Source organism: Bradyrhizobium sp. Pha-3 (genome assembly GCF_042258615.1).
Lineage (GTDB): Bacteria > Pseudomonadota > Alphaproteobacteria > Rhizobiales > Xanthobacteraceae > Bradyrhizobium.
The window spans coordinates 1033676-1048585 of sequence record NZ_CP170152.1; the positions used below are offsets into that span (position 1 = coordinate 1033676).

General features: G+C 60.5%; 16 protein-coding genes and 1 pseudogene. 4 read left to right on the top strand and 13 right to left on the bottom strand.

Annotation, left to right across the window (positions count from 1 at the left end; translation table 11 throughout):
- Positions 1-49: 49 nt before the first annotated feature.
- From ACE10Z_RS04815 to ACE10Z_RS04850, 8 genes are all read right to left on the bottom strand, one after another.
- Positions 50-1255 carry a trypsin-like serine protease gene (locus tag ACE10Z_RS04815; protein WP_375786909.1) on the bottom strand — a complete coding sequence of 402 codons (1206 nt, stop codon included), beginning with the start codon at positions 1253-1255 and terminating at the stop codon, positions 50-52.
- Positions 1252-2364, bottom strand: coding sequence for a hypothetical protein (locus tag ACE10Z_RS04820; protein WP_375786910.1), 1113 nt, complete (start codon positions 2362-2364; stop codon positions 1252-1254). Before ACE10Z_RS04820 ends, ACE10Z_RS04815 begins: the two co-directional genes overlap by 4 nt.
- A 137-nt stretch (positions 2365-2501) precedes the next feature.
- Positions 2502-2936, bottom strand: a complete 435-nt coding sequence (locus ACE10Z_RS04825) for a hypothetical protein (RefSeq protein WP_375786911.1) — start codon at positions 2934-2936, stop codon at positions 2502-2504.
- Between the two features lie 4 nt (positions 2937-2940).
- Positions 2941-3852, bottom strand: a complete 912-nt coding sequence (locus tag ACE10Z_RS04830) for a hypothetical protein (protein WP_375786912.1) — start codon at positions 3850-3852, stop codon at positions 2941-2943.
- Positions 3853-4448: 596 nt separating this feature from the next.
- Positions 4449-7448, bottom strand: coding sequence for a DEAD/DEAH box helicase (locus ACE10Z_RS04835; protein WP_375786913.1), 3000 nt, complete (start codon positions 7446-7448; stop codon positions 4449-4451).
- Positions 7449-7506: 58 nt separating this feature from the next.
- On the bottom strand, positions 7507-7995 hold the full coding sequence (locus ACE10Z_RS04840; RefSeq protein WP_375786914.1) for a toll/interleukin-1 receptor domain-containing protein: 489 nt from the start codon (positions 7993-7995) through the stop codon (positions 7507-7509).
- A 70-nt stretch (positions 7996-8065) separates the two neighbouring features.
- Positions 8066-9067: a caspase domain-containing protein gene (locus ACE10Z_RS04845; RefSeq protein ID WP_375786915.1), complete on the bottom strand. Its 1002-nt coding sequence runs from the start codon at positions 9065-9067 to the stop codon at positions 8066-8068.
- Positions 9064-9453, bottom strand: coding sequence for a TIR domain-containing protein (locus tag ACE10Z_RS04850; protein ID WP_315755845.1), 390 nt, complete (start codon positions 9451-9453; stop codon positions 9064-9066). Before ACE10Z_RS04850 ends, ACE10Z_RS04845 begins: the two co-directional genes overlap by 4 nt.
- A 421-nt stretch (positions 9454-9874) precedes the next feature.
- On the opposite strand from ACE10Z_RS04850, the gene ACE10Z_RS04855 reads away from it, so the two are divergent.
- The 3 genes from ACE10Z_RS04855 to ACE10Z_RS04865 are packed head-to-tail and all read left to right on the top strand — an operon-like array spanning position 9875 to position 11332.
- A complete protein-coding gene (locus tag ACE10Z_RS04855) occupies positions 9875-10264 on the top strand; it encodes a hypothetical protein (protein WP_375786916.1) in 390 nt (129 codons plus the stop codon).
- Complete coding sequence (locus ACE10Z_RS04860; protein WP_375786917.1) at positions 10264-10683, top strand: hypothetical protein; 420 nt, start codon at positions 10264-10266, stop codon at positions 10681-10683. The genes ACE10Z_RS04855 and ACE10Z_RS04860 overlap by 1 nt, the downstream gene beginning before the upstream one ends.
- A gap of 4 nt (positions 10684-10687) precedes the next feature.
- The gene (locus tag ACE10Z_RS04865) at positions 10688-11332 is read left to right on the top strand and encodes an ImmA/IrrE family metallo-endopeptidase (RefSeq protein ID WP_375786918.1); all 645 of its coding nucleotides are present in this window, start codon (positions 10688-10690) and stop codon (positions 11330-11332) included.
- Between the two features lie 155 nt (positions 11333-11487).
- Here ACE10Z_RS04865 and ACE10Z_RS04870 read toward each other — a convergent pair whose 3' ends face one another.
- A complete protein-coding gene (locus tag ACE10Z_RS04870) occupies positions 11488-11787 on the bottom strand; it encodes a hypothetical protein (protein WP_375786919.1) in 300 nt (99 codons plus the stop codon).
- A 186-nt stretch (positions 11788-11973) separates the two neighbouring features.
- Complete coding sequence (locus ACE10Z_RS04875) at positions 11974-12210, bottom strand: TIR domain-containing protein (RefSeq protein ID WP_375790108.1); 237 nt, start codon at positions 12208-12210, stop codon at positions 11974-11976.
- Between the two features lie 15 nt (positions 12211-12225).
- Here ACE10Z_RS04875 and ACE10Z_RS04880 point away from each other — a divergent pair.
- A pseudogene (locus ACE10Z_RS04880) lies at positions 12226-12600 on the top strand (methyl-accepting chemotaxis protein); the annotation flags it as partial.
- 98 nt (positions 12601-12698) lie between these two features.
- Here the strand turns inward: ACE10Z_RS04880 and ACE10Z_RS04885 are convergent.
- From ACE10Z_RS04885 to ACE10Z_RS04895, 3 genes are read right to left on the bottom strand one after another with little or no spacing between them, the layout of a single operon-like run.
- The gene (locus ACE10Z_RS04885) at positions 12699-14060 is read right to left on the bottom strand and encodes a diaminobutyrate--2-oxoglutarate transaminase (protein WP_375786920.1); all 1362 of its coding nucleotides are present in this window, start codon (positions 14058-14060) and stop codon (positions 12699-12701) included.
- On the bottom strand, positions 14057-14251 hold the full coding sequence (locus ACE10Z_RS04890; protein ID WP_315755851.1) for a hypothetical protein: 195 nt from the start codon (positions 14249-14251) through the stop codon (positions 14057-14059). The genes ACE10Z_RS04885 and ACE10Z_RS04890 overlap by 4 nt, the downstream gene beginning before the upstream one ends.
- Positions 14248-14874 (bottom strand): acyl-homoserine-lactone synthase, encoded by a 627-nt coding sequence (locus ACE10Z_RS04895; RefSeq protein WP_375786921.1) that lies wholly within the window; start codon positions 14872-14874, stop codon positions 14248-14250. The genes ACE10Z_RS04890 and ACE10Z_RS04895 overlap by 4 nt, the downstream gene beginning before the upstream one ends.
- Between the last annotated feature and the right edge of the window lie 36 nt (positions 14875-14910).

Sequence of the window (14910 nt, forward strand, 5' to 3'; positions counted from 1 at the left end):
TCGCGTTGGCCGGAAGGCGAGTTCAGCATGTCTGCAACTCCTTACTCGGTCACTGCGCAAAAGCCGTCGCGGCAACGCCCCCATCGATCAGCCACTGCTTCACCTGCGGCACGGTCAGCTTCGCATAGATGCCGCCCTTGCCGCATGCTCCGCTCGGATCGACCGAGCGCGAAGTAACGGCGGCCAGATAGAGGTTGATGTCCTGGCCGAGGATGTAGACGGGTCCGCCGCTGTCGCCGCTGCAGGTGTCACGATTCAGTCCTGCGGCGATCATTTCGGTATCGGGCGTACAACCGTACTTTCCCGCGCCACTCACCGCGGCACCTCTGCAGTCGTAGGAACCGATCACGATATCGACGACGAACTTGGTTCCGGCGGAATCACCCTCGGTCTTGCCGAAGCCGACGGCCCTCACCGAAGCTGCGGCCCGCACTACGGGTTCGGTGGCGATCCGTCTCACCGCAACGCTCTGAAGCGGCGTCTTCAGGGTAAGGAGCGCAATGTCACCCTGGCCTACGTTCTGCGCGACGTTGTCTGGTTTCATCTTGTCGCAATCGATGTGGCTTCTGGACTTGTCAGGATCGACGTCAGACCGGGCCGTGACGTCCAATAGGCTGGTACCCACGGCAACTTCACGGCTGACTCCTTCGCAGAAACAATGTGCCGCGGTGACTACATGCTGGGTGTCGATGAGAGTTCCGGTGCAGATGCCCTCGTTACCGGAAATGAGCACGACGTCGGGATAGACGTCGGGCTTGACAACCTTCTGTCCTCTCCAGATCCGCAGGAAGCCTGGTTCTCCCGACTGCTTTTCTACGAGAGAGGCGACGTTCTTCTGGAATTCGGTGGAAGCTTCGATCGTCGGGGTGGTCCCGAACAGTTCCGTTTGGACATCGGTGCTGATCGTATTCAGGTCGATGCCAAGCGCATTGTTCAGCGAGGTCTTGAAGCCGGTCTTCGAAGACGATGTCACGAGATCGCGCAGCACCTTCGCAACCGGTTGGTCCTTGGCTTCGGCAATCTTCTTCGAGACATTGACCTCGGGCAGGACCTTTTCCACGTCAAGCCGCTTTACAATTCCCGCCGGTCCTATGCGGTCGATGATGATGTTCGATTTTTCTAGTTCGACCGGATTCAGAGTCTTGATCGATTTGAAGTCGAAGGATTGCGCGTGCGTCGGGGATGCGACGAACGCAGACAGAACCAGCGTGATCGCCGTGAAGTAGATGCGCCGGACAAGTCTGGGATTCGTCATGGGGCGCTCTTTGCTTTCGTGAACGACCACACGAAATCCATAGGAAGGAACTGGTAGGTGGGGCGCGGGGCCTTGAAATCGACGGGAGGCCGCACGTTGAAGAAGGTACTCGCTTCAGGAAAGCCGATGGGTCCGCTGCCGTCGGAGTTGAATCCACCCGAGAACTTCGCCTTGACCGTACCGTTCAAAGCCGAACGGGAGTGGCAAGACATGCAGGAAGAGGTGTCGACGAAGCCCGATTCGATCGCCGAGTTGCCCAATCTCGTTCCCCACGCGCTCTGGTCAGCGAAGTCTACCTGCGATCCCTTGAGGCAATAGAAGCCCCAGAAGCCTTCGTTCAGGCCCGCATCAGCGAACAACTTGTCGAGCGCCGCCGTATGCTTGCACTCGGGATATCCCTTGTTCGGCTGATCGTTCGATTTGGTATCGGCCGCGGCCCCAAAGGCGTCGTGACAGCCGATAATGTCGCAGCGGCCGGGATTGTCGGTTTGCTCGAACGTCGCCCAGGTCCAGTTGGGAAGGGCCTTCGTCATGATATGGAGTCCGACGAGCCCGAATTCCCGGCCATCCGCCGTCTTATTGACGTAGTAGCGGGCCTTTTGCGATGCCGGTGCGCCGTCAAGAGGTTTCCAGACCGCCTTGAGTTCGATCGCCTCGGGAGGGAAGGAAAGCTGCTTTTGAGCCTTCACCGCATCGGTGATGCCTTCGCGATAGTAGAGATTGCTATTTACGATGAAGTCGAACGATGTCTGGTTGCGCCGCACTTCCTCTGACCCGTCCCGCGAAATCCTCAAACGGTTCCGACCCAAGATTGCAGCACGAAGCGCCTGCTGATTCACGACCTCAAGCGTCCGTGGCGGCGCCTGAACGGGAAACTTCGGTTTGATGGCCCGGGAGGGTTGGCTAGGGAATGTCGTGGGATTGTCAGCCCACGTCTCCCAAACGCGATTCTTCCCGTCAGCGGCCGCTGCGTTGACTTTGACGAATACAGACCAGTTGAACCGATCCGGCGAATTCATCGCCATCTCAGCGTCGTCCGCCCGAGCGAGCGACGGCGACGCGATGATCACGAATGCCGCCAACCTAAGCATCTTCGATGTCGAGAACATACTCAGCCTCCCCACTTCCCGCTTCTAGTCAAACGCGTCTTTTGGGCGGACGAAACTGGGATATTCCCTAGCGAGCCGGGACGACGTGCCATAACCTTAGATGCCTCAACTCGGTGAAGTTGAGCCCCAGATGCGAGTCATCGCTGCGGTCGCAGATTCAGCGGAGGCGTCAAGGGAACGGCGACTCCCGGACCCGCCTTCTGCGACCGCAAGAAGCTGCTCGCATTGGCCGGCTCCTTTGCGAAACACCAGCCCACAAGATTGATTGTCGGCGTGCGTATGATCGAATTGGCTACCGATTGGGCCGCCGCGGCGCAGGCTTCGCACGTCTCGAAATCCATCGTCGTCGTGGATTGCAAAACCCAATCGGGACTTGGGATGCGCGGAGGCGCGTTGAGGAACATCAGGAACATGACGTGAGAGCCGGTCGCACCCGAGCATATTTCCGCGGCCTTCGCGGGCGCCGAAGGCGTTGCGGGCGTTGCCGGCCCGCACGCGCCGATCCAGATCAGCGCCGTCGTTGCTGCCAGCAACTCCAGGGCATAACGATAATTAGTGCTCGACCACCGCATCTCGTCACTGTCCCTGTATACGGAGGTTGCGCAGGATCTCATCCTGCTGGATCCGATCGAGCCGTAACTGAGCTCCGGGCGATACCTTCGACGGTTCGGGCTGCACTTTTGGTTTGACGATCGGAGCTCCCGTCGGCAGCGTGTTTACGTGAATCTTCTTCGGGTCGGGCGTGAATGCGATCGACAGGGTCTCGTCGCGAATTCGGGACCCGAAGAACGTAGCACTCACCGTCGTGCCGTTCGGAATGAACCAAGTCGGCCCCCCGTAGCCTCCGTCGTACTTGATGATGATTTGCGAGTTGAAAACCGGCTTGTCGGGGTTCGTCAGGAGATCCAGGCCGGTCCCTTGCTGGGGTATCAACCTCTCAAGCCACCGCTGCACGCCGAGAAATTGTCGGGACTCGAAGGCATCGGGACCCGGGCGATCGCAATTTGGGAGATTGAAGCCGTTACGAAACAGCAATTGGGACGAATGCAGCGAAAAGGATGCCGATCCGTCTCTGTGGCCCTTAACGTCGTATTCAAGGCCTGGCGACGTCCCAAGAGTCCACGTCACATACCTGAGAATCTTGGGATCAGTCGTACTCTTTCCCGTCAACCCAAGGCGCGCGGAAAGTTCGACATCAACCTTCGGCGACAACGATATCGCGGCCGCCCATTGATCCGCTTTGAAATTCGGGAATCGGTTTGGATCGGAAAGGTCCTCGAAAGCCCAATGCAATTCGCACACGGCGTTGTGCAGGATACCTTGCACGGGCATTTCGAACTCGTCCGGCAGATCTGGTATGACCGAACAGGCGCCCAAACTCGCAGCTATCGCCGCGATCATCGCATAGAAGCGCGGCAGCACGGCTGCATGGCAACGAACACCGGTCTTTCTTGCAACCCCGCTGGAACTATCCAAAACGTTCGACACCGAAGGCCCGTTCCATTTCTAACGCGCTGCGCAAACCCGCCATCTGCGACCGCTGCCGGCACATATCTGTTGCGTCGGAATCGATACCGCCGACGGTAGTACGACTGGAAAGCGCAAAGTGACGGCATTGCGCGAGGAGTCGACCGCACAGAAGGAGTCCGCCGGAAACGAAATGGAGTGTGAAGGGTAGCTGCAAGCGCGGTAACTAGGAAAAGTCCTAGGTACCTCCGCGAAGCGGCCTGTTTGAGCCCGCGTGGTTAGCTTTCGATATTAGCTCTGTCGCGTGATTCAAAATGTCACCTCGGCGCCTTCGAGGAGGAGTCGTGGAAATGCGCGTCGCGCGCTATGGCGAAACCGCACCAATATCCCTTTGAAAAGTTCGATATCCGAAAGGTCGAACGGAGCGCCGCCGATCCCGCTACCCGGGATGCTGCATCTCTGTCAAGCAGGCGACGAACAGTACCGATTACGGGATTCTGGCCGCGGCGGGCGTAATCGTTCTGGGAGGCGTCCTAACGCTTGTTATACCAAGCAAACTGGTCGATGATCTCAGCGTCAATTCGAAGCATTCATAGCGGTCGCCTGCCTACAGCGTTCTAGACGTCACGGCGTCTGAGCAACGCGGCAGCATATCCGCCGATACATTCGATCAGGCGATCGTCGGAGAGCGAACGGACGTCGTCGCTCGACGCGCAACCGGCCTCCGCCAGCGCGAGATACTGACCTCTCGCTAGTGGCACCCGAAGATCGATCAAACTAAGCGCGTTTGCCGGCAGACCGAATTCCAGGCGGCGGAGCACTTCGTCGAGGCCGGCTAGAAAGTCGGGCTGATTGGGAAACAGGGCCGATACGATCTGATGGGCCGATCTCAGGTGGAACCGCGTGCTGTCGGCGATCCGGGCGACGTCGCCATAGCCGACGGCGCCAGCGATGAATGTGGTCGAGTACCGCTTCTCGATGATATCGACGGACTCGCCGTCAATCCAATCGTGGAGGATGGCGGCGCGTTTGCACCGGCGCCAGAACTCGATTTCGTCGCCGCAATATCGCTGCAGTACGTGCGCGATTTCATTTCCGTACCGCTGCGCTGCCTGTGATATTCGTACGCTTTCTGTCCGGCCCTTCCGCATGACGGGCGTATAGACCGCATCCATCTCGGCAAGTACCTGGACGATTGCGAGCATCCGCACCGGTTCGGTTGCGGCTGTATCGATCGACTTCATCATTTCGATCAGTCTCAATCCGGACTCGAAGGACAGCGACGACGCGCCGCAGGCACGGCCGAGGAGGGTGAGGCGTACGAGCTCCCCGTCCTGCTCAGCGAGTCCGGCGGCGAGAAGTCTCTCGAGCAGGCTCGCGATCTCGACCTCCACCCTATTTATCCAGCCCGGATCCGCCCGCGATGCGGAATACCCGCCGAAAGTGTTCACCAGGAGGGTGGGTACGTCGGCCGCCGGTACGCCGCGCACCTGGCTGAGAAGCCGCAGCGTCCAGGTGGGAAGCTCTTCCTGCTTGAACGATGAGGTCACATCCTCCGGCGTCCCCAGCACGTACTTTTGGAATAGATTGGCTCTTTCGTATGCTGTATCGGCGAGGATGATGGCCTTGCCGGTTTCGTTGAAGCCGAGGCGGCCCGCCCGGCCGGCCATGTTCTTGTATTCCGCGACGGTGAAGGGCCTTCCGTCCTCGCCAACGAACTCGTTCTCGGCGAGGATTACGGTCGATGCGGGAGTATTTATGCCCGCGGCCAGCGTCGTAGTTGCCGCCAGGACCTTGATGCTCCCCTGAGGATCACGATAGGCCCTTTCGACCGCCTCGCGCTCGCCGCGCAATAGATTGGTATTATGAAAAGCGGTGCCGCCGAGCAGGCAATCCCGTAGGTCCCGGGAGGCGGCGGTAAGATCCTGAGTTGGTAACGCTTCGATCACGTCGGTGGCGGGCCCAAACCCGAGCTCTTTCGAGAGATATCTCGCGCAACCCTGGGCGGGACCTCTCACGTTGCGGAATATGATGAGCTTCTCGCACTGAGCCACGAGCTTGCGCGCCAAAGGCACGATGACGTCCTGTGAGCTCGGCTCTTTCCGGCGTTGAACAATTTCATGCGCCGGCAACATGGCTTCGGTCCTTGTGGCACCGCTCACATCGACAAACTGGAATGTTCCATTCCGGTCCAGGACCCCTTCGGTCAGCGGCACGGGACGCTCGCGCGACGTCAATACAGGCAGGTCGAGCCAGGCGTCGAATCCATTCAGCTTTCCGATCACGGCGGACAGGATGATGAGCTGCGGTTCGATGCCGCGTCGTCGTGCTCTGAGCAGGAGTGCAAGGATCAGTTCGACCGTGATGCCGCGGTTGGGATCGGTAATGAACTGCCCCTCGTCCAGAACGACGAGACCGAGTTGTTGAAGCAGGCGAGGCGACCCGAGGGCCATATTGAGGAAGGTCTCGTAGGTGAAGAAGGCGAGGTCGTATCGTCCCGCAAGCGTAGGAGCGATGCCGTCGGAGGCATCGCCGCTGCACCGGACGACGCGAAGCCCCGTGGGTGCGTACCGCCCGCTGAACTCCTCGAACTTCTCGTTGACCAGCGCACGGTACGGCAGGAGAAAGACCGCCTTCTTGCCCGCGGTAACGGCTTGGATGGCGGCCACCTCGCCGATCATCGTCTTGCCGGAGCTGGTCGGTGCGACCACCAACAGCGACTTTCCGGCCAGAACGCCGTTTTCGTTGATCGCTTTCTTCTGGAGCGCGTTCAGGCCCCCTGGGAATTGGGCCGTCCACCGTTCGATCACGTCGTCCGGGAAGCCGCTCGCCGCCAAATCCGCGAACGACGATACGGTCCGTACGGGTGCGGATGGAAAGGCGGCGTCGAAGTTCTCTCCGCGTCGGAGTGGGGGAAATGTCAGTCCGCCTTCGACGGAGCCGAGAAAGACCGGTGTCTGCGTAACCCCGATCCTGTCCCCTTCGACGCGCGCCAGCCTTATGATTTCGCCCGCGACCTCGGGGAAGCTCACCTGGCCATCGGATGCCTGGCTCATGGCTTGGATCACGGCGTAGGTGAGCAGGCCATGGCCGCTTCCCGGTTGCTCCCATGCCGCCTCGTGAGTCGCGCAGGCGGCGAGCAGTATCCGGCCCTCGCCGGAGATATCCGTGTACGGAACGGTGCTGCGGGACAGGGCGGCTGTCTCCAGGACGCGCGCCGGCGCCTGTCCGCTGAAGCAGCAATCCAGAATCAGCAGCACGATGCGGGCCTTCGTGTATCTGAAGGCCTCGGCGAGCACGGTCATGGAAAGGGCGGTGCCCGGAAGATCCGCGGAGTTCGTGTCGAAGAAGGCCAGTCTTCCATCCGGCGTTCCGTGGCCGGCGAAGCTGATGAGGACCACATCGTCCTCCGCGGCCGCTGCGAGCGTCCCCAGTATCGCAGCGGATGTCGCCTCATGCGTCGCACGGTCGTCCAGCAGACGATGCGCCGACAGGCCGTCGATCGTGTCGGAGAAAAGAGCCCATAGCGCGGTCGCGTCTCTCCTTGCCCCGACCAACTCCGAGAACGCCGGGTCGACGTGCTTGTTTATGCCGATGAAGACTGCCTTGAATGCCATAGATGTCCTCGATTGCGCGCCGTTCGTCATGGGGAGAGACCGGCGGCGCCTGGTCGGCTTATCGCTGACCCAGTTGTGCCTTCAGGGTAGTATAGAATTCGCGAAACGCTGTTCTCTGAGCAACGGAGGCCGTCGATTTTCGCAGCGTATTCTCCTGAAGAAGGCGCGTGCTTTTTGAGACCATGGCATACCGGTCAACGTCCTGCTGGCTCTGCAGATAGGGCCATTTACGCAGGAACTCCGGTATCGCCGCCGGCGGGTTTATGAACGAGGCCAGCGGTCGTTCCTTTTCCGTCGCGACGCCGATTTCCCAAGGAACCCATTGGGACTCGCGCGTCTTGGCCGAAATCACCGCCAGCAACTGCGTGCATTTCTCCATCTCGCCGCGAATGTAGTCGGCAAGGTCGGGGCCGGTCTTGTCCAGGTTCCGATCGATGACGTCCAGGTAGACGGGGATTTGATGGTGCTGCTGCAGCCGGAAGGCGATGGCGCCGGCGACTTCCGAGTCTTCATTCTTGTGCGACAGGAATATCTTGATTCCGTTCATGGCGGGCTGCTTCTCCTGTTTGGTCGATATTCATGGTCGACGGTGCCATCGCTGGCTGGGCCTTCGAGTCTCAAATCCGCTTCAAAATCGCGAGCTTGCGATAATGCGCTCCGAGCGCGGTAAGCCGGCACGCCTTCGAGTTAATGGCGGCGTAATACATGTGATCGGCGTCGACAGGAGCAACGAGACCCTGCCGGTTGCACATCTGCAGCTCCCTGAAGATGGCTTCGTGTTTGGCGTTCGACGGCGCGTCGCGGAGGTGTTCCGGGACGTTTTCCCGGTCCGGTTCGTAGGATGGGTCGAGCGGAAAGATGTAGTTCGCGGCCGGAAAATACTGGGGCAAGCGCCGCAAGACATCGGGCGGAATCTTCGCCGGCACCTGACGCAGCGTGACGAAGGTCTGCACGTTGGCCTTGTAGATTGGCCGCTGTTCCCACTCGCCCAGCGTCTGATCGATCAACGAATAGAGCGCGGCTGGCGTCACATAGCCGCGGATGTCCGCGGCGCTGCCGGTCAGACCTTCGAGCAGAAGGCCGGTGAAAAGTCCGTGCTGGCCGTCTTCGTCCGCCTCGCCCTCGCGGTGGCATGCCGTCAGGATCGTGACGCCCGTACCGATCACGGAAATCTGGCCCTGCGATCCCAACTGAGGGACTTCGCCGGCGAAGCCGGAATGGCAGCTATCGAGGATGATCACGGTCGACTTCACGTGGGGGTAGGCTTTATTGGCCAAATTGAGGATGTCGCCGAGCGCCATGCCCCATGCACCCTTTGCCGCGTTCTGGCTGACAAGGAAGCCGGCGTTCGTATCCTCGTTGATGAGGCCGTGCCCGGCGAAGTACAGCACGACCGTGTCGGCGTCACCCCTGAAGAGCTGGGTGACTGCCTCGTACATGCGCTCGGTGGAAACGACCTCGCTGTCGCTGGTAAGGGTCACCACGGCGAAGTTAGGATCCCCGTTGGCATGCGTTTCGAGCAGCCGCCCGACCGCCAGCGCGTCGTTTACGCAGCCGGTCAATGGCGACCGCGCATAGTGGTCGATGCCTATGACCAGCGCGCGGCCGGCCGTCTTCATCGGCCGCCCCCGATCAGCGCCTTGAGGTTCTTCCAGGTCCACTCGTACATCTTGTCGCCGGCTTTTGCCGCCGTCGGCTTCTTGCAGCCGCCGTCCTTGTAGCCCTGCAGCAGGAAGTAGGGGACCTTTTCCTCCTGGGCGATCTTGACTTCGGCCGACACGCCGGTGGCCTTGTCGGTGTGCTTGCCGCAGATCACGGCGACGGTATCCACTCCCTTGATCCGGGTGCGAGCCTTCTTCTTCCAGTCCTCGCTGATCGCCTCCTTGATCGACCAGTCGGCAAGCTCGAAGGGGCTGTCCTCGAGCTTGGCCTGGCCGACCAGGAAATCCTTGAGGGTCTCGTCGTGGTCGTAGTCGAAACTGATGAAAACCTTCGTTTTGGCCATTTTGGCTCCCTATGCGCCCCGAAACGCGGGATTCGCGGTATCTGTTGCTGGTGTTAGGGGCACCTAGGGATGTTCCGAGTAGCGCAATTGGATCGCCGGCGTTCATCTGCCGGCGTTCCAAGGCGGCCCGGCCGCAGCCTACGGATGCGGACCTTGGGTGGACCTTCAAAGGAATAAGCTCACGACCGTCGCCTCGTCGGACCGGACGATAGATTTTTTTCCGACTGCGCCGGTTGAGTGAGCTAACATAAGTGCATGGAGATTGCGGGTGGAGCGTTTAGGGGCGCAGGCGGCCAGGGCAGATGCATTGCGAGCCCTGACCGACGATCACCGGAAGGTGCTGGTAGCCGACGCCCGGCTCCGCGCGAGAGGTACATCGTACGAATTCGAGGATTTGCTCCATGGTGCCTACGAGCGATGGATGGCGTCCGACAAGGCCGTCGCCGGACCGGCGGAGACGTGTTCGTTCCTCCGCGGCGCTATTCGGAGCATCGCCTCGAACGAGCGTCGGCATACCGACATGGTCCGCCGCGTGGAAGGCGATCGGGCAGTCGCCGTGGAGGGAGTGCCGGATCCGATCGAGGCTGCCCCGGATCGGTCCTCATCCCCGGAGGACGCAATCTTGCTGGCGCAACTGTACCAGTTGTGCGGGCACGACCCCGACGTTCAGACGTTGTTGATGTTTCAGGAGGATGGCGCGGAGCGCGCCGATATTCTGCGTGAACTGGGCTGGGACGTGACCAAGTACGAGACCGTACAGAAGCGGAAGAGAAAGATGGTGGCTCGCCTGTTCAACGAGGGAAAGATATGATGAGCATCGATCGAGGTTCGCTCCGCATGCAGCTCCTGAACGAAATTTCAGATGAGATGAGCGGCCTGGAAGGCGGTGCCCTCGATGAATATCTTTCGCAAATGGGTTTCAAACCTAAAGAGCTGCTCGTCGATTTCGAAGCTTCGCTGAGGGTTTTGGACGCGACGAAGGGCCGCAGAAGATTCGATATGGCGAGGGCCGTCCTCTCGTCGAACTCTCCAAGCAGTAATGTTTTGAATCTGGAGGCTTCGCGGAAGCAGAGCGTATTCACCGCGGTAAAGGAAAGGATGGCGGCGACGGGCGAAATGACCGTTGCGGCCCGGAATCAGAGAATTGCCTCGGAAGAAGACTTGGACAGCTTTCTCGCGGCCTGCCTTAGACTTGGCGTCATCGACGAAAACGGCGACCTGAAGGATTGATCCGTTGCGTCCCGCGGAAGAATTGCTGGTCGAGCTGGGTGTCAGCGATCCTCGGGACATCGACCTTCCGGCTATAGCTCTTTGCGTCGGAGCGGAGGTGCAGTACCGGCGCCTCATCGGCTGCGAGGCGCAGATCATCGGGTTTCGCGACCGCGCGATCATCTATGTCGACGAACGCGTGAAGAATCCCCGGCGGAAGTTCAGCACAGGTCACGAGCTAGGACATTGGCACCACCACCGCGGTCAATCCTTCGTCTGCAGGTCGGACGATATCGGCAAGCCGACCGACCCGAACTCGAAAAACGCGGAACGCCAGGCGGATGCCTACTCCGGCGACCTGATCCTGCCGCCCTTCATGATTGAACCGAGACTCGGTCCGTTGGGTGACATCTCTCTGGAGGGGATCCTCACGCTGTCCCAGCAGTTCTCGGCGAGCCTCACCGCGACGGCCATCCGGATCATGCGCATGACGCGGCAGCCCTTGATTCTGATTTCGCAGGACCTCGCAGGGAAACGCTGGCAGTGGCCAAGCATCGGCGTGGGCACACTGAAGGTTCGCGCCGACATCGATCTCCGCTCGAGCGCTACGGTGTCTCTCGCAGGATCCAACAAGATAGGTCTCTCAAGGAAGGAATCCGCGAGCTACTGACCGCCGGCACATCGAACAATTTGACGTTCGGGTGCAGAGCATACGGACTTCCGAAGGCGAGGCCCTCACTTTGCTGAGAGTTCTCGATCCCAGGATGATCGATACCTACGGCTAGACACGCGGGTCCGCAAGTAGCGTCCCCGTGGGAGACGGCTTCATCCTTTGCCGAGCGGTGTGTCCGCGGTGATTTCCAACGCTTCGAGTATCATGGGCAAGTAGCGACGAACCTGTTCGCGATCGCTCTCCTTTTCGGCTTCGCTCAGCGCCGAATACGGGGTCTCGATCTGTCGCTGCCAACGTTCCGCCAGGTCCGCCGGGATGCTAAGTGATCCATCGGGTTTGCGTTCGCATTTACCGTGCATGTAGAGTTGCCAATGCGACCAGCGCTGATGTTCGACATCAGCGAGCGCTTCAATCAGGCTGTCGATAGTGTTCTGTTGAATGCGGTGTGGCATGTCGCGAGATTATCGCTTCCATGGCGAAAAGCTACGATGGTATTCGGGGGCATTGCAAATCGAACCCGCTTTTTGCGTTGCGAGCGGAGGACTACTTCAATCGTCGTCGGGGCTTGATTGCCAGAGCGGGATCGGTGCAGATACGGTCGAACCGTCCGGCGCTCAGCCAATCTTTTCCGTCGCGTTTTACCGCACAGCCTGCGGGTTTCCAGGCGCGTGGCGAGTTCGTTCCTGTCGCCGGCGCTCCCCCTGAAGCGAAGAATGTGACGTCCCGCGACGTCGCTGAAAGGGCGTACTTCGGAGGAACTGCACCAGAATCGTGTTCTTAGGTATTTTTCCGAAGGCCATCCCGGCCTCGAACAGGACATTGGGGCGGGCCTGGGCCGTCAGTGTCCGTTCATGCTCTGGGTCCCCGTCCGTCAGGTACTTTCTGGATCAAGCGCCTCGGCGGAGCGCATGAGTGGGATCGTCGGGCTCATCGAGGGCATAACGGGACAGATCAACCTACTTGCGCTCAACGCGACGATCGAGGCGGCGCGAGCTGGTGAGGCCGGCAAGGGATTTGCCGTAGTCGCAACCGAGGTCAAAGGTCTCGCCAGCCAAGCAAAGCAGGCGACCGACAAGATCGTGACCGAGATCGAAGCTCTCAACGTGATACCTTCAGACGTAATCGCGGCACTCAGTTCGATTGACCTCGCCATTCGACAGGTAAACGAGTTCGTCGGCAGCACGGCGGCGGCGGTCGAGGAACAGAGTGCCGTGACGAGCGAGATAGCTTCGAACATGCAGAAGGCGACCTCGGCGTTGGGTTGAGGTGCGATCGTGATCCGGCCTGCTCGAGTTGGAGCGCGGCGCAGCTAATTCGCGCGGGTCGAGCGCATGCGTGGTATTTGGAGATCGCTCCGTGACCCTCAAGACCCCGAAACCCGGGCACCACGCTTTCCCGCGCGTATCCAGGGGCTAGAGGCCTTATCTTCGCTCGCGACGGACCTGACGATCGCCGCCAATTTGTCTAATGTCGCGACGAATAGTGGCATTTCGATATTGAGTGGAGGCATGATCTTCAGGACTTCGTCCCGTGGTCCGCAGCACTCTATGATGATGCCGGCCGCGGCCGCACGATCCGCGGCGATGGAGGCCTGCGAAGGTCTCGAGAATTCCAGCCCCTGCATCAAACCGGTCCCCTTTCGGAACGCGAGGTCCGCAAGTTCGGACTCGCGGTCAGCGCACCAGCGACGGAGCGTCTCCGATCTTTCCTGGATGCCTTCCGAAAATGCATCGTCCCAAAGACCGATCGCGGCGCATGCCGTAACGAAGGCGAGTGAATTCCCGCGAAAGGTTCCGTTGTGCTCCCCGGGCAACCAGACGTCTCGCTCCGGAGCGATGAGGAGCAACGACATCGGCAGACCGTAGCCGCCGATCGACTTCGCCAGGCAAACGAGGTCCGGAACGATGCCGCTCCGTTCGAAGCTGAAGAACGTTCCTGTCCGTCCGCAACCCGCCTGGATGTCGTCGACGATCAGGAGGGCTCCCAGACGACGTGTCATGCCGGCGACCGCCTGCAGCCATCCGTCCGACGCGACGTTCAACCCGCCTTCACCCTGGACGCATTCAACGATGACGGCCGCCACGGGGTCGATTCCGCCGGACGGATCGGCGGCCATGGCCTCGAACCGCGCGATGTCGCTGGCGTTGGATCCGAGGTAACCGTCGTAGGGAATTCGCGTCACATGACCCAGGGTTCCTTGCGCGGATTTTCGTGCGGTGGCCGAACCTGTAACTGCGAGTGCGCCGGTCGAAACGCCGTGGAACGCGTTGGTGAACGCCACCACATTGGAACGGCCGGTCGCCTTGCGGGCGAGCTTCAGGGCGGCCTCGACGCAACTGGCGCCGGTCGGGCCGGGAAACTGCATGCGATAGCGCAGCCCGCGCGGCGAGAGAATCCGGTTCTCGAAGGCTTCGATGAAGGCAAGTTTGGCTTCCGTATGAAAATCGAGGCCGGCGGCGATACCGTCCTCGAGCAGGTAGTCGATCGCGGCTTGTTTGAGAACCGGATGGTTGTGTCCGTAGTTCAGCGAACCGCACGCTGAGAGGAAATCGACGAACGTGGCACCTTCACTGTCCGTGATTACGGAGCCTCGCGCTGAGCTCAGAAGGCGCGGCAGCCTCCTGCAGTAATAACGGACTTCCGATTCGTGCTGAGCGAAAAGCGTCTCGTGCCGCCTGCGTGCGTCCGGCGCCAAGGTCGGCCCTGTGTCGAAAGCTAAGTTCAAGCGTTCATCCTCCCGTTGCGGGCTCCTCTCCGCGTCATCGCAATCTTCTGAAGCTTGTCGCGCACGGCTCTGAGATCTCGCGAGATCGCTTCGAAGCCGGCATCGGCGGTGACCCGGCTGAGATACTCCGCCGCGTCCGCCATGTTGGCCACGGTCGTGGCGTCGGTCGAATTCCCCTTCTCGTCGCTCATGCGGCGCGCCTTCCTTCGGAAGGTTCCGGCGAGGCGATGAGTACGCGACGGCCGATCTCCAGCTTGGCGCAATGATAGACGGGCCGCACGAAGTCCGTGGGTACAAAGAAGGCTCGTTCGATCTCGCTCTCGATTTCCTGCGGCGGGCCGAGCCAGTGAATTCCCGTCCGGATGAAATGAGAAAGGAGATGCTCGCGCGTCACGCCGATCATTCCGGTCGCGTCGTGATCGACCAGGAATTCCTGGATCGCGCACAGCAGTTCGGGGAAGATCCTTTGACGCGACAGCGGAGGCACCGACTTGTCGACGCAGACCCTGGTCACTTCGAAGATTCGTGCCGAACGGGGGAGGGAATGTCCGTCGACCAGATGCGGCCAGTATGATGCCAGCATGTACGGAAAGGTCGTCCTCAACAGACGTGCGACGCCCCGCACGACCTTCTCGTCGTCCCGCCACACCAGGTAGGTCGCCGCCGGCGTGTCGAACTCGTCAAATTCCAAGCCGTCGTAGGAGCTGTGCTCCAGTCCGCGCCTCAGGACGAAGCAGCGGTATCGTAACCTCGCCTGAGAAGCGAGCGCATCCTGGAAGTGGTGCGCGTCAGCGATGGAGAACGCCTCGATCATGGACCGCCCCGAAAACTGTTCTCCTCATCGGAGCAG

Excerpts from the sequence above, each read along its gene's own strand:
- ACE10Z_RS04845 (WP_375786915.1), bottom strand. The coding sequence starts at position 9,067 with ATGAAGACGGCCGGCCGCGCGCTGGTCATAGGCATCGACCACTATGCG.
- ACE10Z_RS04825 (WP_375786911.1), bottom strand. The coding sequence starts at position 2,936 with ATGCGGTGGTCGAGCACTAATTATCGTTATGCCCTGGAGTTGCTGGCA.
- ACE10Z_RS04815 (WP_375786909.1), bottom strand. The coding sequence starts at position 1,255 with ATGACGAATCCCAGACTTGTCCGGCGCATCTACTTCACGGCGATCACG.
- ACE10Z_RS04870 (WP_375786919.1), bottom strand. The coding sequence starts at position 11,787 with ATGCCACACCGCATTCAACAGAACACTATCGACAGCCTGATTGAAGCG.
- ACE10Z_RS04890 (WP_315755851.1), bottom strand. The coding sequence starts at position 14,251 with ATGAGCGACGAGAAGGGGAATTCGACCGACGCCACGACCGTGGCCAAC.
- ACE10Z_RS04850 (WP_315755845.1), bottom strand. The coding sequence starts at position 9,453 with ATGGCCAAAACGAAGGTTTTCATCAGTTTCGACTACGACCACGACGAG.
- ACE10Z_RS04835 (WP_375786913.1), bottom strand. The coding sequence starts at position 7,448 with ATGGCATTCAAGGCAGTCTTCATCGGCATAAACAAGCACGTCGACCCG.
- ACE10Z_RS04855 (WP_375786916.1), top strand. The coding sequence starts at position 9,875 with ATGGCGTCCGACAAGGCCGTCGCCGGACCGGCGGAGACGTGTTCGTTC.
- ACE10Z_RS04820 (WP_375786910.1), bottom strand. The coding sequence starts at position 2,364 with ATGTTCTCGACATCGAAGATGCTTAGGTTGGCGGCATTCGTGATCATC.
- ACE10Z_RS04840 (WP_375786914.1), bottom strand. The coding sequence starts at position 7,995 with ATGAACGGAATCAAGATATTCCTGTCGCACAAGAATGAAGACTCGGAA.
- ACE10Z_RS04860 (WP_375786917.1), top strand. The coding sequence starts at position 10,264 with ATGAGCATCGATCGAGGTTCGCTCCGCATGCAGCTCCTGAACGAAATT.
- ACE10Z_RS04895 (WP_375786921.1), bottom strand. The coding sequence starts at position 14,874 with ATGATCGAGGCGTTCTCCATCGCTGACGCGCACCACTTCCAGGATGCG.